Source organism: Mycobacterium sp. NPDC003323 (assembly GCF_053589535.1).
In genome coordinates this window covers 37003-59725 of the sequence record NZ_JBSFSB010000010.1, presented here as the reverse complement: position 1 = coordinate 59725, position 22723 = coordinate 37003, and the positions used below count along the sequence as shown (strand labels likewise).

20 protein-coding genes are annotated in these 22723 nt (G+C 68.9%); 2 read left to right on the top strand and 18 right to left on the bottom strand.

Going from position 1 to position 22723, the window contains the following annotated elements:
* The 3 genes from ACWDUN_RS20895 to ACWDUN_RS20885 are packed head-to-tail and all read right to left on the bottom strand — an operon-like array spanning position 1 to position 2913.
* Positions 1–1161, bottom strand: coding sequence for an acyl-CoA dehydrogenase (locus ACWDUN_RS20895; protein ID WP_449931916.1), 1161 nt, complete (start codon positions 1159–1161; stop codon positions 1–3).
* A gap of 36 nt (positions 1162–1197) precedes the next feature.
* A complete protein-coding gene (purE, locus tag ACWDUN_RS20890) occupies positions 1198–1716 on the bottom strand; it encodes a 5-(carboxyamino)imidazole ribonucleotide mutase (RefSeq protein WP_449932043.1) in 519 nt (172 codons plus the stop codon).
* 15 nt (positions 1717–1731) lie between these two features.
* Positions 1732–2913, bottom strand: a complete 1182-nt coding sequence (locus ACWDUN_RS20885) for a 5-(carboxyamino)imidazole ribonucleotide synthase (protein ID WP_449932042.1) — start codon at positions 2911–2913, stop codon at positions 1732–1734.
* 149 nt (positions 2914–3062) lie between these two features.
* On the opposite strand from ACWDUN_RS20885, the gene ACWDUN_RS20880 reads away from it, so the two are divergent.
* Positions 3063–3740 carry a GtrA family protein gene (locus ACWDUN_RS20880; RefSeq protein WP_449931915.1) on the top strand — a complete coding sequence of 226 codons (678 nt, stop codon included), beginning with the start codon at positions 3063–3065 and terminating at the stop codon, positions 3738–3740.
* Here the strand turns inward: ACWDUN_RS20880 and ACWDUN_RS20875 are convergent.
* The 10 genes from ACWDUN_RS20875 to ACWDUN_RS20830 form a co-directional block, all read right to left on the bottom strand.
* Entirely contained in the window at positions 3695–4213 is a 519-nt protein-coding gene (locus ACWDUN_RS20875) for a PH domain-containing protein (RefSeq protein WP_449931914.1), read from the bottom strand. The genes ACWDUN_RS20880 and ACWDUN_RS20875 overlap by 46 nt on opposite strands.
* A gap of 11 nt (positions 4214–4224) precedes the next feature.
* The gene (locus ACWDUN_RS20870) at positions 4225–5025 is read right to left on the bottom strand and encodes a biotin--[acetyl-CoA-carboxylase] ligase (protein ID WP_449931913.1); all 801 of its coding nucleotides are present in this window, start codon (positions 5023–5025) and stop codon (positions 4225–4227) included.
* Entirely contained in the window at positions 5015–6262 is a 1248-nt protein-coding gene (locus ACWDUN_RS20865; protein WP_449931912.1) for a lipase family protein, read from the bottom strand. Before ACWDUN_RS20865 ends, ACWDUN_RS20870 begins: the two co-directional genes overlap by 11 nt.
* A 41-nt stretch (positions 6263–6303) precedes the next feature.
* Positions 6304–7797, bottom strand: coding sequence for a sugar transferase (locus ACWDUN_RS20860; protein ID WP_449931911.1), 1494 nt, complete (start codon positions 7795–7797; stop codon positions 6304–6306).
* A 570-nt stretch (positions 7798–8367) separates the two neighbouring features.
* Positions 8368–9597, bottom strand: coding sequence for a lipase family protein (locus ACWDUN_RS20855; RefSeq protein ID WP_449931910.1), 1230 nt, complete (start codon positions 9595–9597; stop codon positions 8368–8370).
* On the bottom strand, positions 9597–10895 hold the full coding sequence (locus ACWDUN_RS20850; protein ID WP_449931909.1) for an acyltransferase family protein: 1299 nt from the start codon (positions 10893–10895) through the stop codon (positions 9597–9599). The genes ACWDUN_RS20855 and ACWDUN_RS20850 overlap by 1 nt, the downstream gene beginning before the upstream one ends.
* Before the next feature lie 50 nt (positions 10896–10945).
* Entirely contained in the window at positions 10946–12187 is a 1242-nt protein-coding gene (locus tag ACWDUN_RS20845) for a lipase family protein (protein ID WP_449931908.1), read from the bottom strand.
* Between the two features lie 7 nt (positions 12188–12194).
* Positions 12195–12926 (bottom strand): YveK family protein, encoded by a 732-nt coding sequence (locus ACWDUN_RS20840; protein ID WP_449931907.1) that lies wholly within the window; start codon positions 12924–12926, stop codon positions 12195–12197.
* Entirely contained in the window at positions 12923–14176 is a 1254-nt protein-coding gene (locus ACWDUN_RS20835) for a lipase family protein (protein WP_449931906.1), read from the bottom strand. The genes ACWDUN_RS20840 and ACWDUN_RS20835 overlap by 4 nt, the downstream gene beginning before the upstream one ends.
* Positions 14177–14178: 2 nt before the next feature.
* Positions 14179–15630: a P-loop NTPase gene (locus ACWDUN_RS20830; protein ID WP_449931905.1), complete on the bottom strand. Its 1452-nt coding sequence runs from the start codon at positions 15628–15630 to the stop codon at positions 14179–14181.
* A gap of 184 nt (positions 15631–15814) precedes the next feature.
* Between ACWDUN_RS20830 and ACWDUN_RS20825 the strand changes: the two genes are divergently transcribed.
* Complete coding sequence (locus ACWDUN_RS20825) at positions 15815–17308, top strand: O-antigen ligase family protein (protein WP_449931904.1); 1494 nt, start codon at positions 15815–15817, stop codon at positions 17306–17308.
* Here the strand turns inward: ACWDUN_RS20825 and ACWDUN_RS20820 are convergent.
* The 5 genes from ACWDUN_RS20820 to ACWDUN_RS20800 all read right to left on the bottom strand — a co-directional run bounded on the left by ACWDUN_RS20820 (position 17305) and on the right by ACWDUN_RS20800 (position 22695).
* Positions 17305–18429: a glycosyltransferase gene (locus ACWDUN_RS20820; protein ID WP_449931903.1), complete on the bottom strand. Its 1125-nt coding sequence runs from the start codon at positions 18427–18429 to the stop codon at positions 17305–17307. The two genes, ACWDUN_RS20825 and ACWDUN_RS20820, sit on opposite strands and share 4 nt — an antisense overlap.
* The gene (locus ACWDUN_RS20815) at positions 18426–19628 is read right to left on the bottom strand and encodes a lipopolysaccharide biosynthesis protein (RefSeq protein WP_449931902.1); all 1203 of its coding nucleotides are present in this window, start codon (positions 19626–19628) and stop codon (positions 18426–18428) included. Before ACWDUN_RS20815 ends, ACWDUN_RS20820 begins: the two co-directional genes overlap by 4 nt.
* Complete coding sequence (locus tag ACWDUN_RS20810) at positions 19625–20755, bottom strand: glycosyltransferase (protein WP_449931901.1); 1131 nt, start codon at positions 20753–20755, stop codon at positions 19625–19627. The genes ACWDUN_RS20815 and ACWDUN_RS20810 overlap by 4 nt, the downstream gene beginning before the upstream one ends.
* A 13-nt stretch (positions 20756–20768) precedes the next feature.
* Positions 20769–21446 (bottom strand): acyltransferase, encoded by a 678-nt coding sequence (locus ACWDUN_RS20805; protein ID WP_449931900.1) that lies wholly within the window; start codon positions 21444–21446, stop codon positions 20769–20771.
* Between the two features lie 67 nt (positions 21447–21513).
* Positions 21514–22695 carry a glycosyltransferase gene (locus ACWDUN_RS20800; protein WP_449931899.1) on the bottom strand — a complete coding sequence of 394 codons (1182 nt, stop codon included), beginning with the start codon at positions 22693–22695 and terminating at the stop codon, positions 21514–21516.
* Positions 22696–22723 lie beyond the last annotated feature (28 nt).

Here is a 22723-nt window from a genome sequence, read left to right as displayed (position 1 = left end):
CTATTTCAGCAGCTGGCGGCTCATCACGACGCGCTGGATCTGGTTGGTGCCCTCGTAGATCTGGGTGATCTTGGCATCGCGCATGTAGCGCTCGACCGGGAAGTCGACGGTATAGCCGTAGCCGCCGAACAGCTGCACGGCGTTGGTGGTGACCTCCATGGCGACATCGGAGGCGAAGCACTTCGAGGCCGAGGCCAGGAATTGCAGGTTGGGTTCCATGCGCTCGGCGCGAGCGGCGGCGGTGTACACCATCAGCCGCGCGGCCTCGATCTTCATCGCCATGTCGGCGAGCATGAACTGGGTGTTCTGGAAGTCGGCGATCGACTTGCCGAACTGCTTGCGCTCCTTGGTGTAGGCGATCGAGGCGTCCAGCGCACCCTGGGCGATGCCGACGGCCTGCGCGCCGATGGTCGGGCGGGTGTGGTCCAGGGTCGCCAGCGCGGTCTTGAACCCGGTGCCCGGCTCGCCGATGATGCGGTCACCCGGGATGCGGCAGTTCTCGAAGTACAGCTCGGTGGTGGGCGATCCCTTGATGCCCATCTTGTGTTCCTTCGGCCCGGCGCTGAAGCCCTCGTCGTCCTTGTGCACGATGAACGCCGAGATGCCGTTGGCGCCCTTGTCCGGATCGGTGACGGCCATGACGGTGTACCAGGTGGACTTGCCGCCGTTGGAGATCCAGCACTTGGTGCCGTTGAGGATCCAGTCGTCACCGTCGGCGACGGCCTTGGTGCGCATGGCGCCCGCGTCGCTGCCGGCCTCCCGCTCGCTCAGCGCGTAGGACGCGGTGGCCTCGCCGGCCGCGATGGACGGCAACACCTTCTGCTTGAGCTCCTCGGATCCGCGCATCAGCAGACCGGTGGTGCCCAGCTTGTTGCAGATCGGGATCAGCGAGGACGACGCACACACCCGCGCCACCTCTTCGATGACGATGCAGGCCGCGACGGAGTCGGCACCCTGGCCGCCGTACTCCTCGGGGATGAAGACCGCCGAGAAGCCGGAGCCGTCGAGCGCCGCCAGGGCCTCATCGGTGTAGCGGGCCTTGGCGTCGACGTCCGCGGCGTGCGGCGCGATCTCCTTCTCGCACAGGTCGCGCAGCACGGCGCGCAGCTCGTTGTGCTCGTCGGACAGCTGGAACAGGTCAAAGGACGGATTGGCAACCATCGGCATCTCCTCGCTACTCGTCAGTAACTTTAGCGGTTACTCCCCGCCACCCAGCAATCGGTCGCGCAAAGCGGCATCCTTGGCCAGCACCATGGTCTCCAGGTCGGCCTGGAACGCCTCCATCCGCGCGCGCAGCGCGCCGTCACCGGCGCCGAGGATGCGCACCGCAAGCAGGCCGGCATTGCGGGCCCCGCCGATCGACACCGTCGCCACCGGCACTCCCGCGGGCATCTGGACGATCGACAGCAAGCTGTCCAGCCCGTCGAGGCGTGCCAGCGGCACCGGCACACCGATCACCGGCAGCGCAGTGGCCGAGGCGACCATGCCGGGCAGGTGTGCCGCTCCCCCGGCGCCGGCGATGATGACCTCGATACCCCGGCCCGCCGCCTGCTGGGCGTACTCCAGCATCCGGCCCGGGGTGCGATGGGCGGAGACGACACCGATCTCGAACGGGATGTCGAATTCGGCCAGCGCGGTGACCGCAGCCTCCATCACCGTCCAGTCGCTGTCGCTGCCCATGATGACCCCCACCCGGGGGCCCGGCTTCGCACTCACGTTCTCACTCACGATTCAGTGTCCATCCCATCCGTCGGTCCACTCCGCGTGCGACAGCCAGTGCGCCGCCCGCTGCGCCCGTTCCCGCAGGGCGGCAACATATTCCGCATCATCGGGTGATCCACCGGAATCCCCGACGATGTTCACGTGCCCGATCTTGCGGCCCGGCCGCTCGCCCTTGCCGTACAGGTGGATCTTGGCATCGGGCATCCGGCCGCAGAGGTGGTGCACGCGCTCGTCCATCGACATCGAAGGTGTCTGCGCCGCGCCCAACACGTTGCCCATCACCGTCACCGGCGCCAGCGCCGACGTGTCACCCAGCGGATAGTCCAGCACGGCGCGCAGGTGTTGTTCGAACTGTCCGGTCCGGGCACCGTCCATGCTCCAGTGCCCGGAATTGTGCGGGCGCATCGCCAGCTCGTTGACCAGCACGGCCCCGGATTCCGTTTCGAAGAGTTCGACGGCCAGCACGCCGACGACCCCCAGCTCCTCGGCCAGCCGCAGCCCGAGCGCCTCCGCTGCGGCGGCGGTCTGCCGCGGCAGACCCGGCGCCGGGGCGATGACCTCCACGCAGATGCCGTCGCGCTGCACGGTCTGCACCACCGGCCAGGCCGCGCCCTGCCCGAAGGGCGAGCGCGCCACCAGCGCCGACAGCTCCCGGCGCCACGCCACCCGTTCCTCCAGCATGACCTCGACGCCGTCGGCCAGATAGCCGGCAACGGCGTCGCGGGCGTGGGCGAGGTCGCGGGCCAGCACCACGCCGCGCCCGTCATAGCCGCCACGCACCGTCTTGATCACCACTGCGGCGCCGGTCCGCCGGGCGAAGTCGTCGACATCGTCGACCGACCGGACCGCGGCGTAGGCCGGGATCGGCGCACCGAGGGCCTCCAGCTTGCGGCGCATGATCAGCTTGTCCTGCGCGTGGATCAGCGCCTGCGGCGGCGGGGCCACCGTGACACCCTCGGCGACGAGCCGTTCCAGGTGTTCGGTGGGGACGTGCTCGTGATCGAAGGTCAGCGCGGCCACCCCCTGCGCGGCGCGGCGCAGGGCGTCGAGATCGGTGTGGGCGCCGAGCACCACATCCGGTGTGACCTGCGCGGCCGGATCTTCGGGTGCGGCGGCCAACACCCGCAGCGTCTGACCCAGCGCGACGGCGGCCTGGTGGGTCATCCTGGCGAGCTGGCCCCCGCCGATCATCACGACTGTGGGCGCGGTGGAGTCACTGGGCGTTCGGGGCACGGCACATATGGTGTCATGTCCCGGCCACCTGCCGCGCGGACCACCGGCACCCACGGTGACCTGCGCAGGTTCACGTTGCGCTGGCGATTTACGTAGACTGCTTCTTCGTGTCCTTTGCAGATGCCACGATTGCGCGGCTCCCCCGCCCAATCCGGCCCTTCGCCGAGCGGCACCACGAGCTGATCAAATTCGCGCTGGTCGGCGCGACGACGTTCGTCATCGACTCCGCGATCTTCTACACGCTCAAACTGACCGTGCTGGAGCCCAAGCCGGTGACGGCCAAGATCATCGCCGGCATCGTCGCCGTCATCGCCTCCTACATCCTGAACCGGGAGTGGAGCTTCAAGGACCGTGGCGGCCGGGAACGCCACCACGAGGCGCTGCTGTTCTTCGGGGTCAGCGGCGTCGGTGTGCTGCTGGCCATGGCCCCGCTGTACTTCTCCAGCTATGTGCTGGGTCTGCGGGTGCCCGAGGTGTCGCTGACGGTCGAGAACATCGCCGACTTCATCTCCGCCTACATCATCGGCAACCTGTTGCAGATGGCATTCCGGTTCTGGGCGTTCCGCCGGTGGGTCTTCCCGGACGAGTTCGCCCGCAACCCCGAGAAGGCCCTGGAGTCCACGCTGACCGCCGGCGGTATCGCCGAGGCCTTCGAGGACCATGCCGAGCACACCGCCGAGGGCCGGGCGCCGCACAACGGCACCGTCACCCCGCTGCACCGTGGCCGGCGCGGCCCGGATCAGCTCGACGACTCCTCGGAATCGAGGGTGTCGAAGACTTCGTGATAGAGCAGGGAATGCACCTGCTCGACGCGCGGAATGTCGTAGAACTCCAGCGGATCCTGTGACGCCGATTCGATGATGAGCGTGCCGGTGCGCAGCATCCGGTCGAGCAGACCGTGCTTGAACTCCACGCTGTTGATCCGGGCCAGCGGGATGTCGATACCGCTGCGGGTCAACAGCCCGTGCCGGAACATCACCCGCCGATCGGTGATCACGAAATGCGTCGTCCACCACGTCAGGAACGGCCACACCGTCAGCCACCCGACCAGCACCAGCCAGATTGCGGCGATGACCCCGAAGATGATCCGTTTGGCGTTGTCGTCCCAGTCGGTCTGATTCACCCATCCGGCGCCGAACGCCGCGGCCGCGGTGGCCAGCAGCAACACCAGCACCGCGCCCAGCAGCCGCTTCCAGTGCGGATGCCGGTGCAGCACGACCTGTTCGTCCCTGGCCAGGACGTTTTCCGGATAGCCCACGGATGTGGACTCTAATCGAACACCTCACCGGTCAGCGGGCGTAAGTGCACGATATCGCCGGCCGCGACGACCTCGGTTCCGGCGCCGGTGTCGATGCACAGTCGGCCCGATTCGTCGATCGCGGCGGCGGTGCCGGTGATCTCGCGGTCGCCGGGCAGCAGGGCGCGCACCGGCCGTCCCAACGTGGCCGATCGCCGGCGGTAGTCGGCCACCAGGGCCGCACCGCCACCGGACTGCCACGCCGAGACCCGGGTACCCAACTGCTGCAACAGGATCTGCGCCACCTCGGTGCGGTCGGTGGGTGCACCGAGGATCTGCATCGAGGTGGCCTGCGCCTGCCCGAGTTCCTCGGGGGTGACGGCGACGTTCAGGCCGATGCCGACCACCACCACCTGCTGCGGGGAGGCGACCTCGGCCAGGATGCCGGCGATCTTGGCGCCGTCGACCTGGACGTCATTGGGCCATTTGAGTCCCGCGGTGATGCCGGTCGCGGCCAGCGTGTCGACGACGGCGACGCCGGCCAGCAGTGGCAACAGGCTCCACTGATCCTCGGCCACCCCGGCCGTCGAGATACCCGCCGAGACCACGACCAGTCCGCGCGGGACCCCCTGCCAGCTGCGGCCGCCGCGACCGCGGCCGGCGGCCTGGTGTTCGGCCATCAGCACCGCACCCGCGATCTGCTCGTCGGCGGCCCGTGCGATCAGGTCGGCGTTGGTGGATCCGGTTTCTTCGACGATGTCGAGCCGGTGCCACGGTGCGGCCAGGCCGGCGCGCAGCGACGCGATGTCCAGCGGCGGGCGCTCAACAGTCATTGCGCACCGGCTGATCGGCGAATCGTGTTGCCATCCAGTCCAACTGGCTCACCAGGTCGACCTCCGCGTGTCCCTTGTCCGGTTCGAACTGCACCGTCACCGTCGCGCCCAGTGCACACGCCCGCTCGATCGCGGCGGCGGTCCATTCGGCATCGACCAGGGTATCGGCACCGCCGTACCACACCGACATCGGCGCCGACAATGCCCGTTGGGGCAGCGCCCAGGCGCGCAACAACTGCCGCAGGCGGTCGGCGGCCACGGGATTCTGGGGTGCGACGTCCCCGGGACGCAGATGTTCGGCGGCGGCCCCGCGCTGGTAGATCTGCGGCGCCTGACAGGCCGTCAGCACCGACCAGTGCTCGGCGGCCGCCCCGGCGCGGAAGTCGTCGCGGTCCAGGTCGGGGTGCAGCCGGGCCAGCGATTCCACTATCACCGGCATTGCCAGCATCTGGTCGGAGGTCAGCCGGCCGGCCAGTGACTTGTCGACGAAGCCACTGACATCGGCGGCGGGTGCGGCGGCCACCGCACCGAGCAGCTGCAGTTCGGGGGCGTACACCGAGGCCTGCTCGTCGGCGGCCCAGGTGGCCGCACCGCCCTGCGAGTGACCGAAGGCCATCCAGGTGCCCGAGACGTCACCGAAGGTGTGCCGCAGCGCGCGGACGCTGTCGATCATGTTCAGTCCGGCCGTCTTGGCGTCCAGGTAGGGGTGAAAACCCTTGGCGCCCAATCCCTGATAGTCCGGGACGGTGACCGCATACCCGCGATCGATGAACGGGGTGACGAAGGCCAGCGCACCGAGCAGGTTGTCCGACAGCGATGGTGCGCACGGGCCGTCGATGCCGACGGTCCCGTGACCGATCGCCACCACCCGCCAGCCACCCGGCGGGGGGTCACCGAGTGGGGTGAACACCGAACCGGAGACGACGGTGGGAGCTCCGGTGTCGCCGGAGGTGGAGCGGTAGAGCACCCGGGCGGCCCGCAGATCGCGGGCCTCCAGGCGCCGGGTCACCCCGGGCATGGTGGTCGCCGAGACCAGCGTGCCGGGGCCGGCATCGGTCAGATCGGCGGATTCGATCGGCACCGGCGGACCGCCGGAGGACGGAAAGGTGTTGACGACGGCCAGGCCCAGCGGCACGGCGAACGGGACCAGCGCGGCATAGACGGCGGTCTGAGCGATGAGCGCGGCGACGAGCGCCACGATGCCGAAGATCCGGCGGGCACGGACCTGGGACGGCACGGACTCCACGCTACCGCAGCGGCGGTGCGGCCCCGGGCCGGCTAGTAGGCGCCGGTACCGCCCAGCACGGTGCGCACGGTCTTGATCGCGATCAGCAGATCACTGCTGATGGACCAGTTCTCGACGTAGGACAGATCCAGGCGCACCGAATCGTCCCAGGACAGATCCGCGCGGCCGCTGACCTGCCACAGGCCGGTGATACCCGGGAGCACCAGCAGCCTGCGCCGCACCTGATCGGTGTAGGCGTCGGCCTCGCACGGCAGCGGCGGACGCGGGCCCACCACGCTCATCTCCTTCTTCAGGACGTTGATGAACTGGGGCAACTCGTCGATGCTGTAGCGACGCAGGATGCGGCCGACCGTGGTGACCCGCGGATCCTGGCGGATCTTGAACAGCACACCACCGTCCATCTCGTTCATATCGGCCAGGCTGGCGACCATCTGATCGGCGTTCACCACCATGGTGCGCAGCTTGATCATCCGGAACGGCTTACCGTCCAGACCGATCCGTTCGGACAGGTAGAACACCGGGCCACGACTGGTCAGCTTGATCGCGATGGCGCTGACCAGCAGCAGCGGGAACGCGGCGGTCAGCACGCTGAGCGACACGAAGATGTCGAAGGCGCGCTTCTGCAGTTTCTTGGTGCCGCTGTACTGCGGCTTCTCGACGTGGATCAGCGGCAGGCCGGCGACGGGACGCATGGTCAAGCGCGGGCCGGCGACGTCGACCATGCCCGGTGAGACCACCAGGTCGACGCCGAGACGGTCCAGATCCCAGGACAGTTCCCGGACACCGTCGGGGCCGAGATGCTCGGTGGTGGTCAGCGCGACGGTGTCGGCGTTGACCTTGGCGATGGCCTCTTCGACCTGATGCTCGTCACCCAGGATCGGCAGCGGTCCGACACCGGGCACGTCCAGCGTGCCGCCACCGACCCGGCCGGTCAGGCAGACACCGACGACCGAGTAGCCGTAGCCCCAGGAGCGTTCCAGGGACTGCACCAGGCTGCGGACGGCGGCGGCGTTACCGACCGCGACCACCGAGGTGACGCACTTGCCGCGCTTGCGGTACCAGGCCAGCACGCGGCGGCACGCGCTGCGGCCGATCACCAGGAACACCAGACCCAGCGGGAAGGCCAGCGCCAGATAACCACGAGCGTATTCCGGCCGGAAGATCATCAGGGTGACCGCGACGACGCTGATGGTCGACAGGGTCGCCGACAGCACGCGGCGGTATTCCTCCATGCCGGCGCCGACGATGCGCGGCGAACGACTGCGGTAGGCGGTCAGCAAACCCAACCAGATCAGTCCGAAGATCACCGACAGCAGACCGAAGTACTTGGTCAGCGGATCGAAGTCGGTGACCGGACGGCCCAACCGGACCATCTGCGCGCAGGCCATGGCGGCCCCCACCACCACGATGTCGGTGACCAACAGCGCACGACCGTAGCGTCGCTGCCAGAGCAACCCATCGTGATCCCGAACGGGCGCCGGGCCCGTAAGGGCGATCGGCGCCTCGGTCTCTCTCACCAACGTCACGTGCGCGTCCACCTTCGTTTGCTGCACCGGTCATTGCATGCTGGATAAGACTATCGCTTTGTTTCCTGATACTTGCAACATTTCGGGTCAAATATCCACCCATTGGCTGACGCGGGCGCAAATTCGCTCACCCGGATGATCTCGATTTGCCCACCCCCGTCGTCCGTGCGCACCGGCCAAAACTGACGCCCCCGTCTATTTGACCAGGTAGTCAGCATAATTCGGCCGTGTTAATCAGAAGCTCTCCTGTCTTTTCGCAGAAGTAGCCACAGCGTTACATCGGCCCTCGTGACGGCCCTCCGACGGAAGTCGGGCCGCAGGGCCATTGCTGGAAATGCGACAGGTTGCGTGGTTCGGCTGTTGGACTCTTAGCCGCGTGACGAACGCCGCCGGCAACGTAGCCGGGCACGCTCCGGCGAAATGCGGTTAGCCCGCGAAGATGTGACGGGTCTCATACTCGCCGATCCGACGCCGACGACGACGGAATCCGTAGGCGCGCCTCGGCGGACTCGTGCCGACCCGCCGGTCAGGCGGCCATCGGACCCGAGACGGAGGTGTCGAGCCCGCGCCTCAGGCGCACTCGGTGGTGGCCGGCAACCCGGTCAACCGCTCGGTCAGCCAACCCAACTGGTCGGCGACCTCCAGATCGCCGTGGCCCTTGTCGGGCTGGAAATCCCACACCACATTTCCGCCGAGGGCACAGGCCCTCGCGATCGCGGCATCGGTCCACTGCGGGTCGATGTACTCGTCCTCACCGCCGTAGACGACGGCCATCGGGGCGGCCAGCGGCTGCTGCGGTAGGGCCCAGGCCCGCAGGTACCCGCGCAACCGCTCGGCGGCCTCGGGCGACTTCGGGGTGAGGTCACCGGGCTGCAGCTGCTCGATGAGGTCCTCGCGGTTGTGCACCGCGGCACCCGAGCACGCGATGAGCGTGTCCCACTGCTCGGCCGCGACGCCGTGCCGGTAATCGTCGCGATCGACGTCGGGGTGCATCCGGGCCAGCGACTCGATCACCAGGATCAGTGCCGCGGCCTGTTCGTTGGTCAGCGTGGCCGCCTCAGCCTTGTCGACCAGGCCGGCCACATCGGCCACCGGTGCCAGCGCCAGAACCCCACGGGGCAACAGTTCCGGCGCGTAGGTGCCGGCCTGCTCCCCGACCGCCCAGACCGCGCCGCCGCCCTGGGAACCGCCCAGGGCCGCCCACCGGTCCGAGACATCCGCGAAGGTGTGCCGCAACGCGCGCACGGAGTCGATCATGTTCAAGCCCGCGGTCCGCGAGTCCAAGTACGGATGCACGCCGGGGGCACCCAGACCCTGGAAATCGGCGAACGCGACGGCGAAGCCCAGGTCGGTCAGCCTGACCACCCATTCGGTCATCCCCAACAGCGTGCCCGACAGCGACGGCGCGCACATCTCGTCGATGCCGACCGTGCCGTGACCGAACGCCACCACCGGCCAGCCACCGGCGGGCGGGCTGCCCTGCGGGGTGAACACCGAACCGGACACCTCCGTCGGCTGTCCGGTGTCACCGTTGGTGGAGCGGTACACCACGCGGGCCGCATTCATCGCCGAACCCTGCGGAGTGCGACTGAACTCGGGCATCGTCACTGCGCTGACCAGAGATCCCGGTCCGGTGCCCGACAGGTCCGCGCCCGGGATGGGCTCGGCCTGCGTCGTGGGCGGCGGCGGGTCGGACAGGCCCACCTGCTGACGTGCCGTCGGCGAGACGAACAACGCCACACCGGCGACCAACACGATCACGGCCAGCACCCCGCCGGCCACCAGCAATCTGCGGCGCATCAACGCTTCCGGAACCGCTTGACGAGATCCAGCCCGGGACGTTCGACGGTGTAATAGGTGATCGTCGACAAGACGATCGTCACGACAGCCACCACAGCAACGTTACGTGCCATCCCGCCCCAGGAGTCGCCGGCGGCCAGGTCGTAGCGGCCGAGCAGCAGCAATACCGGGTAGTGCCACAGGTACACCGACAGCGAGATCAGCCCGACGAAGTAGAACGGCTTGGCGTCCAGGAACCGCGCCAGCCGCGAATCCCTGCCCCGCGCCAGCGGGAACACCACGATCGCGATGAACACCGCGGAGACGAATCCGATGCCCGCGGTGGCGAACACCGTGCCGGTCACCGCCAGGCCGATCGCGAAGACGAACGAGACCATCAGCAGCGGGTAGCACAGCAGATTGATCCGCCGGGCCGCCGGCGCCGAGATGACACCCTGCTCGATCGCGACGAACAAAATGGCGGCGAACATGCCGTAGGCGAACAGATCGGCGTTGGTGAGGAAGCTGCGCATGAAGACGGCCGCCCAGGTGGGTCCCCAGTTCTGCATCATGACGGTGTCCGCACCGGTGGCGGCGAACACCAGCGGGGCGAACAGCCGCCCGGTGATACCGATCACCAACAGGATGACCGGGGCCAGGCACGCCAGCACCAGCGGCTTGACGTCGGTGCGCCTGCGCAGCGCGAAGAGCATCAGACCGAGCAGCGGCAGCGACGCGTAGAAGGCGATCTCCAGCGTCAGCGACCAGGACGGACTGATACCGGTCTGCACATACTCCGGGATATAGGTCTGGGTGAGCGTCAGGTTGGCCAGCAGTTCCCACGGGTCGGTGATCATCCCGGTGCCGGCATCGGTACCGTGCGGCTGGATGGCCGAATTCTGCACGTAGGCCACCTGCAACAGGTAGTTGCAGATCAAGAAGATCACCAGATAGCCCGGGAACACCCGGAAGATCCGGTGCAGCACGTACTGCTTGGTGTCGGGCATCGCGGCCTTGGCCGGGTCCTTGGTGAGTCTGCGGATATAGGGCAGGAACAACAGGAACCCGCTGAGCACGAAGAACAGGATGAGCGCCAGGCCGAGCACACCCAGGAACGCCTTGTCGTGGGTGACCGGCGAATAGCTCAGCGCCACATGGCCGACGACCACGGCCAGGCAGCCGAGTCCGCGGATGCCGTCGAGCCCGATGATGCGGGCCTTGGTGGGCGAGCCGGCCATCACCTGCGATTCGACGGCCGAGTCGGGGGCGGCCGCCGCCGGCGGCGGAACCTGCCCGTGGGCTGCGTTCGTGTCTGTCATCGCGATCTCCGGTCGGGCGACGGTCGTGGTTCAGATCAGCGGTGGACCCGCTAGGCAGTCCGCAGGATCGACGGGCCGCCCTCCACCGTGCAGGTGTTGTCGGCGGGCGCGCCGCCGAACCGCTTGATGATCCAGTCCAACGCGACGATCGGATCGAAATCGCCGTGTCCCCGCCCGCCAGCGATGAACGATGCCACGATGTCACCCAGCTCGCAGGCTCTTCGCACGGCCTCGGTGGTCCATGCCACCGGCACCACGTCATCGGCGTCGCCGTGCACGACGAACATCGGGGCGGCGGCGGGCGCCTTGGGCAGCCCGCTCATCTGCTGCAGATAGCCACGAAGTCGGTCGACGGCCTCGGGCGTGGCCGGCCGCAGATCCTCCGGCGGGATCCGCTCGGCGACCTCCAGGCGCTGCTCGGCGGCGTCGACCGAGCACCCCGCCAACAGGTTCCAGTTCTCGGCGACCAGACCCCGCCGGTAGTCGTCGAGGTTCATATCGGGATGGGCGTTCTGCAACGACGACAGGATCAGCACCATGGCGATCCGCTGCTGCGGGGACAGCGTGCCGGCGGCGGCCATATCGGCCAGGCCGGTGATGTCGGCGGCCGGGGACACGCTCACCGAACCGAGCAACTGGGTGTCGCGGGCGCCGTAGGTGTTGAACACCTCGTTGGCCGCCCACGACGCCTGACCGCCCTGGGACACCCCGAAGGCGACCCAACGGTCGGAGATGCCGGGCACCAACCGCTGCGCCGCACTGGCCGCATCGACCATGTTGTAGCCGGCCGTGGTGGCGTCCAGGTACGGGTGATGGGCGTTGGTGTTGCCCAGACCCTGGTAATCCGGGACGACCATGACATAGCCCACGGTCACCAGCGCGCGGATCGCATCGGCCGAGCCCAGCAGCGTCGGTGACAGCGACGGCCCGCATTCCGAGAGCACCCCGGTGGTGCCGTGCCCGAACACGATCACCGGCCAGCCGCCCTCGGGCGGCGTACCAGTCGGCGCGAACACGCTGCCGGAGACCACCTGCGGGCTGCCGTCCACACCGGAGGTCGAGTTGTAGGTGATCCGCGCCGCGATCGAGGTGACCCGCAGCAGCCTGCGGTCGACGGTCGGCAGCCGCGACGCGCTCACCAGCGCGCCGGGCCCGGTCGCCGAATAGTCGGCGGGCAACTGGATCTCGGTGACCGCGGGCACGGGCGGCGCGGCCTGCGGGTCCGCGCAACCGGCGGCCGCCAGCGCGACCGCCAGCATCGAACTCGCCATCATCTTCCTGCGAAATTTCACGGGGCTCCTAGGACTTGCCGGACATCGTGCCGTTGACGACGTCCACCAGTTGGCCGCGGGTCAGCACGTTGTCGCGGGCGATACCGACCGCGAGCACCAGCACCACACTGAGCGCGAAGCCGACCCCGGCGGCCACGATCAGCGTGTTCACCACATCGGGGGTGACCTCGTGGGCGACCGTCGCCACATCGACGGGCATCAACTCCGCGACCGGTCCGGTGTACTGGATCGGGTCCGTGGGTTCGGCCTCGATCCACTCCAGCTCACCGGAGAGTTGCATCAGGTTGGCCGACAGCGCATTGACCGCCTCGACCGTCTGGTCCGGGTCGGCGCCGGTGACCGTCACCCGCAGCAGCACCGAACTGGGCCGGCCGAACCGGTTGATCCCGTACGGTTCCCAGGCGGCCGTGGTGCTGGCCGCCAACTGCTGGGCCGTCATCGGCAGCCCGAGTTCGTCGATGGCGCGCTGGCTGATCACCGGCGACTGCGCCAGCGAGACGTAGGTGGCCATCCGGCTGTTGGCGCCCAGTCCCCCGGCATAGGCCGAGAAGGTGCCGGGGTCGCCGGCGACGTGGGCGAACAGCAGCGTCGAGGCGGTGTAGCTGCGTTCCCAGGTCAGCTTCTGGACCAGATAGGCGGCCCCGGGCGCCAGCAGCGTGGCCAGCAGGATGATCGCCCACCCCTTGACCAGCATCGTCAGGTAGTCCCGGGCCCGCGGCACGTCGACCGGGGCTCTCAATTGCGGCTCAGACAGTCGTTGGGTGGCGGCTCGGCACCGTCGAGACGGTCCATCAGCCAGGGCAGGGTGAAGCCGCTGTCCAGATCGGCGTGCCCCTTGCCGGCACCCTTCTCGATCTGGATGTAACTACCCATCGCGCAGGCCCGGTCCAGCGCCTTCTCGAACCAGGCCTGGTCGACCAGCATGTCCTGGGTGCCGTAACCGACCACCATCGGCGTCGTGTTCGGGGCCTGCGGCACCGCGAGCTCGGCGAGCCGTTCCCGCAGCCACACCACGTCCTCGTAGGTGGCCGGCTTGAGGTCCTCGTTGGTCATCAAGGCGCGGACGCGGGCGATGTCGTCGAAGTTGGGCGGGATGCAGTCCAGCAGCTGGTCCCAGTTCTGCGCGGTGACGCCGCGCCGATAATTGTCCAGGTTCATCTCGGGGTTGAACCACTTCAGCGACTGCAGCGCGAAGACCAGGGTGACCCGCTGGTCGGCGGTCAGCGTCCCGTTCCACGCGGCGTCGGCCAGACCGGCCATATCGGCCGCCGGCGCCATCGACACGGTGCCCAGCAGATTCGTGCCCTGCCCGTAGGTGGGCGCCTGCTCGGCGGCCGCCCACACCGCCAGACCGCCGGCGGAGTGACCGTAGGCCAGCCAGTCGCCGGTGGTCTCGGCGCCGACCCGCTGCGCCGCGCGCACCGAGTCGATGACGTTGTAGCCGTAGGTCTTCGCGTCCAGGAACGGATGCTGGTAACCCTCCACGCCGGCGCCCTGGAAGTCCGAGACGGTGACCAGGAATCCGGCCCGCACGAACACCGACATGGTCCAGGCGTTCAGCGGCAGGCTGGCGTACAGACTGCTTGCACACTTGTTCAGCACACCCTTGGTGCCCTGACCGAAGGCCAGGATGGGCCAGCCGCCCCTGGGCGGTTCACCCGGTGGGATCGCCACCGCGCCGGACACCTCGGTGGGTTGCCCGTCGACACCGGAGGTGGACCGGTAGACGATGCGCATATAGGTGGCGTCGTCCTGGTTGAGCAGATCACTGCCGCCCATCGGCTCCACCGAGATCAGCGATCCGGGTCCGTCGTCGGTCATGTCCGGCGGTGGCAGCCGCGGCTTCCCGTCGAACGGCGGGGTGAAGGTCTTGATCGTCGGCGGCGCCGAGGCCTCCGGCGGTGGCGGCGGCTCGGCCGGCGCGCACGACGTCACCAGCACGACCGCCGCGAACAGCGCCGACGCGCCGCGGATCAGGCTCGGCGACACTCCTACCTCTTGGCCGACGATGACGTCTGCGACCGGGTTTCTGCGTCCTCGTCGTCGGACACAGTCGGGGCCGCCTTGGGGGCAGCGGTGCCGTGGTGTTTGCGGTCGGCCGACAGTTCGCGGCGGTGGCCGGGCTCGAACGTGGCGACCACGCCGAGCACGGTGGCGTGCGCGGTCTGCAGCGCGGTGACGGCCTTGCGCAAGGCCGAGGCCTTGGTGTGACCGATGCGGCCGAGCACCAGCGCACCGTCGCCGAGCGCCGCGGGCACCGTCCCGTCGGCGTACTTGGTCAGCGGCGGGGTATCGATGATGACGTACTCGAAATGCCCGCGCAGCAGCTCCAGCACCCGCGAGGTGCGCTGGTCGCCCCACAGGTCGCGGCGCACCGAGGGCACCGGCCCGGCGGGCAGCAGCGCCACCTTCGAGCCGGAGATCTCGATCAGCGATTCGGACAGGTCGTGCTGGCCGGCCAGCAGGGTGCTGAAGCCCTTGGTGCCGGCCTGCTTGAGCGCCGCACCGTCGAGCTGCAGCAGCTGCGGCAGGTCCGGCTTGACCAGATCACCGTCGACGAGCACGACCGAGTGGCCCGCCTCGGCGAACGCGGCGGCCAGATCGATGGCGGTGGTGGACCGGCCGTCCTGCGGGGACGGGCTGGTCACGGCGATGACGCGGGGATGCTGGCCGTGGGCGTTGCGGGCGAACTGGACGTTGGTGCGCAGCTCACGCAGCCGCTCGACGGGCAGACCGCCGGCCTCGATGTCGATGACCCCGGTGCGGTTCTGGCCGTCGGCGACCAGGGTGCCCAGCAGCGGCACACCGGTGACATCCTCCATGCGCTCGCGGCGGCGGACCCGGGTGTCGGAGATGCCCAGGGCGATGGCCAGCAGCACACCGAGCACCAGACCGCCGACACCGCCGGCGGCCAGCCGGATCGGCAGGCCCATCGACTCGACCCGGGTGCCGTAGCTGGCATCGTCGACCAGGACGGCGGCCGCCGCGGCCTCGCCGCCACGGCGGGAGGTCTCCAGCTCGGCGGTCACGTTCACCAGCTGATCGGCGACGGCGTTGGCATAGCGCTGCGCGGCGGCGGGATCGGAATCGGTGGCGGTGACATCCAGCAACACCGTCTGGGGCAGCGGCACGGCGGTGATCTTGGCGCGCAGTTCGTCCACCGAGATCGGCGCCTTCAACTGTGCGATGGCGCGCGCGGCCACCTGATCGCTGGTTGCCAGACCGGCGTAGGAGAACACCCGCTCCTGGGAGAAGAGGTTGTTCTGATAGGCGTCGCCGACGGAGGTGCCGCTCTGGGTGGTGACGAAAAGCCGCGTTGTCGAGGCGTACTTCGGCGACGACATGAACATGGTGGCGTATCCGACAGCAACGCCGATCAACGTTGCCAGAAGAACCACCCACCAGAACCGGCGAAAAATACGCAGGTAATCACCGACGGCCAAGGGAGCACTCCATTCGCTTCTGGATCGCCACGACAATGCAACGATAGCGTCAACAACAGCAGCCGCACAGTTTGCGGGGGGCACCCTAGGTAGCGCCGCCAGCGAAACCGATGCAAGGATAGTCAAATGCAACGACGGTGCAGTAAAGCCGTGAGGATCATTACGCAATGAAGACGAGTCCGCAATGAAACTCGGCGCACCGTCGCGCACCGGCATGATTGCCGGCTTCGCGATCATCGTGGTGTCGGTGCTCGGGGCCACCGCCGCCGCCGTCATCGGCAAGCCCGCCGTGATGGGGATCGCCGCGCTGATCGCGCTGTCGGTCGGTGTGTACATCGGCCTGCGGCACCCGCTGTGGCTGTACTGGGGCATGGCGATCGCGGTCGGCACGCTGCCCTTCGGCTACTTCCCCGGCGTGCATCTGCCGCTGTATCTGCCGTTCGCCGGCGGGGCGCTGGTCGCGGCCGTGGTCCATCCCAACGCCGCCAAGCGGTTCCCGGTGCTGGGCAGCACACTGGCCAAAAGCGTGCTGGTGTTGGTGATCATCTCGGGCGTGTCGATGGTGGTCACCTTCAGCTCGATCGTGAACATCCTGGACTACACCAAGTGGGCCATCGCGACGTGTGCGTTCTTCGCCATCCTCGCGCTGCCCCGCGAGCACCTGCAGAAGTTCGGCCGGGTGTTCGTCTACGCCGCCGGTTTCAACGCCTCGTTCGGTATCGCCTCGATCGTGTTGGGCTCCAATCAGATTCTGCTGCAGCCGTTCCGGATCTTCGGCTACGTGGTGGCCAACACCGAACGGTTCTTCTTCACCGGCGGTACGGCCGACCTGCGCGGCGACGGCCGGTTCGCGGTCGCCGCCGACAGCCAGGCGTTCAGCCGCCTCGGCGGGCTCTGGCTGGATCCCAACGCCGCCGGTATCGGCCTGGTGATCTCGTTCGTGATCGCGATGATCGTGTTCACCGGTTGGCGCCGCGTCGTGCTGGTCGGCATCCTGGGTACGGCAATTGCCTTGACGCTCAGTCGATCCGCGATCACCAGCGTGCTGGCCGGCGTGGCGCTGGTGTTCGTGTTCCACAAGATGCGCCCGCGCGACCGACAACTGCTGATCGGGACCATGGTGCTGGCGTTCGTGGCCGCGTTCATGGTGCCCTCGGTGCGCACCCGACTCCTGGGCACGCTGAGTCAGAACGATGCCGGCGCCACCGACCGCCTGGACTCGATCCGCGAATTCCCCGGCCGCATGGACGGGCACTGGTTGTTCGGCTGGGGTTGGTCGCAGCGTGAGTTCAAGGACGGCGCCTACGCCTTCCTGGAGAACTTCGTGTCCAACGCGCCACTGATCGCCATCCACCGCGGCGGCATCTTCGTCGGACTCGCGTTCCTGGCCGTCGTCGTGGCCGGCTGTGTAATCGGTTACCGACTGCTGCGAGCAAATTCGCTACCGCGGGCGCTATATGGCGGCGTATTCATCGGATTCTCGGTCATCGCGCTGAATCTCGATCATCCGGTGGTGGTCATCCCGCAGATCGTGTTCCTGTACACGATTTTCCTCACATTCCTGGCCTACGCCGACCAACTGCGGGTCGAGGAGCGAGAGGCCGAAGAATTGGCGCGGCGCGTCGCCGAGGCCCGCACCGTCGACGACCCGGCGGTTGCGGTACCCACCGGCCGCTAACTCAGCAGCGCCTCGACGGCGCGGTGCGGTCGACGCTGCTGCCAGTACTGCCGGTTGAGGTCGTAGAGGCGCTGCCCGGCCGCCGCGGCATGCTCGACGTCGCGCAGCAGCCGACGGCAGGCCGCCACGAACGCGTCATCGTCATCGTGGGTGCCCAACCCCAACAGCTCGCCCAGCGAACCGACGGCCGCCGTCGTCCCGACCACCGGTAGCCCCATCCGCGCGGCGTCCAGAATCTTCACCCGCACTCCCCCGCCGGTGCTGATCGGCGCGATCATCGCCCGGCACGTGGCCAGGAATGCGCCCAGGTCCTCGACGAAGCCCAGATCGCGCACCCCGCCGGGCAGGACCGGATCCTTGGCCTTGGAGTGTTTGGCCCCGATGATGCACAGTTCGGCGCCGTCGATGCCGGCCGCGATGCGCGGCCACAGCCGCAGCGCATCCAGGAACGCCTCCTGATTGGGCGGCCAGTCCCGGGTGCCCATCAGCACCAGCCGGCGCGGAGTGTCCGCGACCGGGACCTGATCGGCGGGCGGCAGCGTGATATCGAGCCAGCGTGCCGACCCCACCCCGTTGGCGCGGTAGAACTCGGCCTCCTCGGCGTCGTAGGTGCCGACCGCATCGGCCGCGCGGGCCACCCGCAGTTCGTCGCGGACCAGCCTGCCCACCTGCAGCCGGCCCAGCAGCCCGCGGGTGGCGCGCCACACCAGCGACTCGCTGACATGGGTGTTGACCACGAACCGGGCCCGGCCGACCTGGGAGCTGCGCAGGAAGGATTCGGCCATGTAGCTGTGTTCGGCGACGAACACATCCGCGTCGGCCGCCGCGATCGCCGCCACCAGATCGTCGTTGTCGAAGCGGGCGTGTGCGAGGCTGCGGCCGGTGCGCAGGGTGTCGGTGAGCAGGCGCACCGGCTGCACCCCCGACTTGGCGACGCGCACCAGCGGCATGCCTGCGTCGAGCAGGTCGGTGTCGACGGTCCCGGGCGGCTCATGGGACAGACAGATCGCCGAGACCTCGCAGGAGTCGGCGGCCAGCCGCATCACCAGCCGCGACAGCTCCACGTCGCCGCCGTGCTCAGCAACCGGATCCTTTGACAACAGAAAGGTTGCTCGGGTCATTCGGGCGCCTTCGTGCCGGTAATGCTTCGGGGTTTGCGGTAGAGCACCCAGGCATAGATGCCGAGCAGCGCCGCATCGGCGAGCACCGTGGCGATGGCCGCTCCCACCGCTCCGGCCACGGCCAGCAGCGCCACCAGGCCGAGCTTGACCGGCAGCAGGCTGAGGTTGGCCACCAGGCGGGTGGTATCGCGGCGCTGCAGGTAGAGCACCGCCTGGAACACCGACGTGATGGTCCGCATACCGCAGAACAGGCTCATGATGATCATCGCGACCGCGAGCTCCTGCGGCGCCGGGGTGAACAGCATGACCACCCCGGCGATCAGGACCAGCAGCCCGGCGACCGCGCCCAGGATCAGGGTGCTGCGCAGGGGCGGGCCCGCCGACAGCTGACCCTCGCCCTCGCGCATGGACCGGTTGTAGGACATGCCGAACGACTGGCCGACGGCCACGATTGCGACCGTCACCGTCACGGTCAGCGCGTAATAGCCGACGGTCGTGTCATCGGTCAGCCAGCCCAGCAGCAGCACATCGCCCTGCAGGTAGGCAGCCAGGCCCAGCATCTCGCCGATCAGGATCGCGATCAGCCGGGGCGGGCCGGGCATGCCGGGGCGGTGCCGCAGCACCAGGAATCCGACGACGACGGCGATCACCACGTACGGCGAGACCAGCCAGAGACTGGCCGCCTGCAGGGTGGGGTTCTCGGCCAGGAAGAGATACCCCGCGGCCAGCGCGACGCTGACGAACTGGCGGATGGTGTCGGCCTGGGCCACCCGCTGCGGTTGGCCGTCGCGCGCCCAATGGCTCTGGTAGGTCTTCATGATGATCTCGCCGCCCGCGACGAACAGGCCGAACCAGGCGATATAGCTGACCTGCACCAGGGACAGGCCGGCGGCCATCAGGGCCAGGCCGAGCAGGTATCGGGTGGTCCGTTCGGCCAGGAACCGTTCCTCGGACTCGCGCACCGCGCGCACCGCGAACGGATTGTCCAGCGGCGGCCCGATGAGCGAGAAGACCGCGTACGCCATGCCGTACTGGCCGTAATCGGCGATGCCGAGCTGGGAGATGATGACCACGGTCCACAGCAACCCCACGCCGCGTCCGCCGTATAGCCAGAAGACCGCCCACAGTGTGCGCATCAGGTGATGTGAGGTCGGCGCGGCGGCACCGGGGTCCACCGAGGTGCCGGCGGGGTCGGTCACCGGGTGCGCTCGGTCTGTCCGGCCAGGACCTGCGCCCAGATCGCGGCGAACGCCTCGGCGGTGCGGGCGGGCGACCGTTCGGCGCGGGTGCGGTCGGCGTTGCGGCCCAGTTCGGTCAGCTGGGCCGGATCGCCCAGCAGCGACTCGATGCCGTCGGCCAGCCCGGCGGCCACCGCGTCGTCGCCGTCACCTCGCGGGGTGACGTTCAGCACGCCCTGCGCGGTGCCCAGTTCGGCCAGCGAGCCGTATCCCGTGCAGACCACCGGCGTGCTGTAGGCCATGGCGTGGGCGACGACGCCGGAGGCCGGGTAGGTCTCGGCGTAGAAGTGCCGCTTGCCGTACGGGACGACGATCGCACGCACCGACTCGAAGAAGGCGTCCTCGGCCGCGCCGTCGACACCGCCGAGGATCTCGATGCCCTCGGCCCGCGGCAGCGCCTCGGTGCCGCGGCCGGCGACGCGGATGGTGATGTCGGCGGGCAGCAGCTCGCGGATCCGGGCGATCTGTTCGAAACCCTTGCCGCGGTAGACGAATCCGAAGAATCCCACCGCCTTGGGCCGGTCCTGTGCCGCGGCGATGGCCGGGCGTTCACGCACCAGGTGCGGCACACAGTAGGTCGTGGTGTTTGGGTAGGTGCGCGCGATCGAGCGCCGTCCCGTCTCGGTCAGCGCGATCAGGGTGCGGCGCCCGTGCACGCGGCCCTCGATCGCCCGAGACAGCGGCCGCAGCGGGTAGTGGATGCCGTGGGTGAGCAGCCGCGACGACGCGATCGCCCGGGTGCGGGCCAGGAACCACAGCCCTTGCGGCGGGTCGTGGATGGTCGCGGTGACCGGCACGTCGTCGATCCCGGCGACCGACCAGAAGGTGGGCAGCACCCCGGTGGACAGTTCGGCGTGGACCAGCGTCCGGCCGCGCGGCCCGGCGGCGATCAACCGTCGCACGTCGGCGCGGTGGCGGCGCAGGTCGGCCAAGGTGTCCGTGCCGGGACCCGCCGTCCGGTGCTGCACGATCTCGCCGAAGTGCGGGCGCAACGCGGTGACCAGATCCTGGGCGTAGTCGCCGACGGCGGTCTGGCCCTCGTCCGGCGCCACGAAGACGAGCCGGTGATCGGCGAGTACCGACGCCATCAGTGGCCGGCCATCAGTAGAACAGCGGGCGGTGATTGTTGGTGTAGCCCAGCGATTCCGCCGGACGCTTACCGATCACCTTGGCCGGCACTCCACCGACGATGTCGAGGTCGGCGACGTCCTTGTTGACCACGGCGTGCGCGGCGACCACGGCGCCGCGACCGATCAGCGACGGCAGCACCATGGCGCGGCTGGCGATCCACACATAGTCCTGCACGACGGTCGGGATCGGCACCGGCAGGAAGTCGGGGTGGTTGATGTCGTGCCCGCCGCCGATGAAGTGCACGTCGCTGGCGATCGTCACGTTGTTGCCGATGTAGAGGCCGGCACGCGAATCCAGCAGGCAGCGGAAACCGATGGCCACCCCGTCGCCGACGGTGAGGAATTCGATGTCCAGCACCGTCGTGCCGCGCAGGATCGAGGTGCGTTGTCCGATGCGCGCACCCATCAGGCGCAGGTAGCCCTGGCGGATGGTGTGCGACGGGATATAGGTGACGAAGCTGTTGAAGAACAGCTCACCGAGCCGGTTGCGGATCTTGCGGCCGCGGGTCATCCCCTGCATCTTGTAGTCGACGACGCGGTTGTTCTCGTCGAGGATCCACTCCGGCGGCGGCGGCATGCGAAGCGCCGGAGCGGCGGCTTGCTTGCGGGCGACGTCCTCCGGATCAGCCGACGCGGGTACTCCGGTCATGGGTTTGTGCTCCTTTGCGATTGCGCGTCCACCATAGCCACCGCGGCGCTGGTGTCGCCTGGTTCGGTCAGGGTCGTGTCGCCGGCGGCGGGGTCGCGCCGGCCAGTTCGTCCACCGCCGCGTACAGCGACTCGGCGTAGCGCGCCTCGGTGAAGCGCTCGGCGTGCGCCCGCAGCTTGTCGGCGTCGAAGTCGCACGCCTCGAACCGGTCCAGCGCCTCGGCGATGCTCGCGGCCTCGGGCCGGTCGAAGAACACCCCGGTGCTGCCCTCGACGACGGTGTCCAGGAAGCCGCCCCAGCGCAGCACCACGGCCGGTCGCCCGGATACCGCGGCCTCGATGGGAGTCAGGCCGAAATCCTCGTAGCTGGCCGCGATCAGCGCGCGGCAGGACTGATACAGCCAGGCCATCTGGCCGTCGGTCAGCGCCGACAGCAGCGCCACATTGGGGGTCTTCATCCGCTCCAGGCGGGCCGCCTCCGGGCCGTGTCCGACGACGACGAGGCGGCGGCCGCTGTCGGCGAACGCGCCGATGACGGCGTCGACGTTCTTGTAGGCCATCAGGCGGGACACGCACAGGTAGAACGGTTCGCCGCCGTCGGTCAGCCAGTGCGCCACCTCCGGCACCGGCTCGGTGGCGGTGTGGGGTTTGAGCGCGATGGGTGAGGGCAGCACTCCGGCGTCGATGCCGTAGGCGTCGTGGATGCGGTGCTTGATGGCCGTCGACACCGCCAGGTAGCGGTCGACGGTGCCGGCCGCGCGCCGGTCCCAGGAGCGCAGCGCCGGCGACCCGACCTTCAACACGGCGCGTTTGAGCTTGTCCCCGTCCGGTTTCAGGTAGTGCTCCAGCGCGTAGAGCCAGTGCGCCGGGGTATGGCAGTGCACCAGTTTCGCGCCGTTGGTGCGGAATCCGTGCGCCCACCCGCTGCTGCTGGTCACCACGACGTCGGCGTCGACGAACATCGCCGAGGCCGCCAGCGGCAGCACGGGCAGCGCGGCCCGGTGATGGGTGCGCAGCGGCGACACCCGGTTCAGCGGCGATACCCGCACATCGCGGTCGGCGAACTCCGGGTAGGTGCCGGCCGGGTCGTACAGCAGGGTGTAGATCGGTGCATCGGGGAAGGCCTTGCTCATCGACAACACGACCTTCTCGGCGCCACCGCGCTGGGTCAGGTAGTCGTGGGCGATGGCCACCCGGGGGCCGTCGACGCCGTCGTAACGCCGGCGGGGGACGCTAGGTTCGGCCGGCATGAGCGGTCCCCTCTGTGCGGGTGACGAA

What these genes read in the sequence shown, in the direction of transcription:
- ACWDUN_RS20805 (WP_449931900.1), bottom strand. Translation starts at nt 21,446, where the DNA reads ATGACCGGAGTACCCGCGTCGGCTGATCCGGAGGACGTCGCCCGCAAG.
- ACWDUN_RS20895 (WP_449931916.1), bottom strand. Translation starts at nt 1,161, where the DNA reads ATGGTTGCCAATCCGTCCTTTGACCTGTTCCAGCTGTCCGACGAGCAC.
- ACWDUN_RS20870 (WP_449931913.1), bottom strand. Translation starts at nt 5,025, where the DNA reads ATGACTGTTGAGCGCCCGCCGCTGGACATCGCGTCGCTGCGCGCCGGC.
- ACWDUN_RS20850 (WP_449931909.1), bottom strand. Translation starts at nt 10,895, where the DNA reads ATGACAGACACGAACGCAGCCCACGGGCAGGTTCCGCCGCCGGCGGCG.
- ACWDUN_RS20820 (WP_449931903.1), bottom strand. Translation starts at nt 18,429, where the DNA reads ATGACCCGAGCAACCTTTCTGTTGTCAAAGGATCCGGTTGCTGAGCAC.
- ACWDUN_RS20810 (WP_449931901.1), bottom strand. Translation starts at nt 20,755, where the DNA reads ATGGCGTCGGTACTCGCCGATCACCGGCTCGTCTTCGTGGCGCCGGAC.
- ACWDUN_RS20885 (WP_449932042.1), bottom strand. Translation starts at nt 2,913, where the DNA reads ATGATCGGCGGGGGCCAGCTCGCCAGGATGACCCACCAGGCCGCCGTC.
- ACWDUN_RS20825 (WP_449931904.1), top strand. Translation starts at nt 15,815, where the DNA reads ATGAAACTCGGCGCACCGTCGCGCACCGGCATGATTGCCGGCTTCGCG.
- ACWDUN_RS20800 (WP_449931899.1), bottom strand. Translation starts at nt 22,695, where the DNA reads ATGCCGGCCGAACCTAGCGTCCCCCGCCGGCGTTACGACGGCGTCGAC.
- ACWDUN_RS20855 (WP_449931910.1), bottom strand. Translation starts at nt 9,597, where the DNA reads ATGCGCCGCAGATTGCTGGTGGCCGGCGGGGTGCTGGCCGTGATCGTG.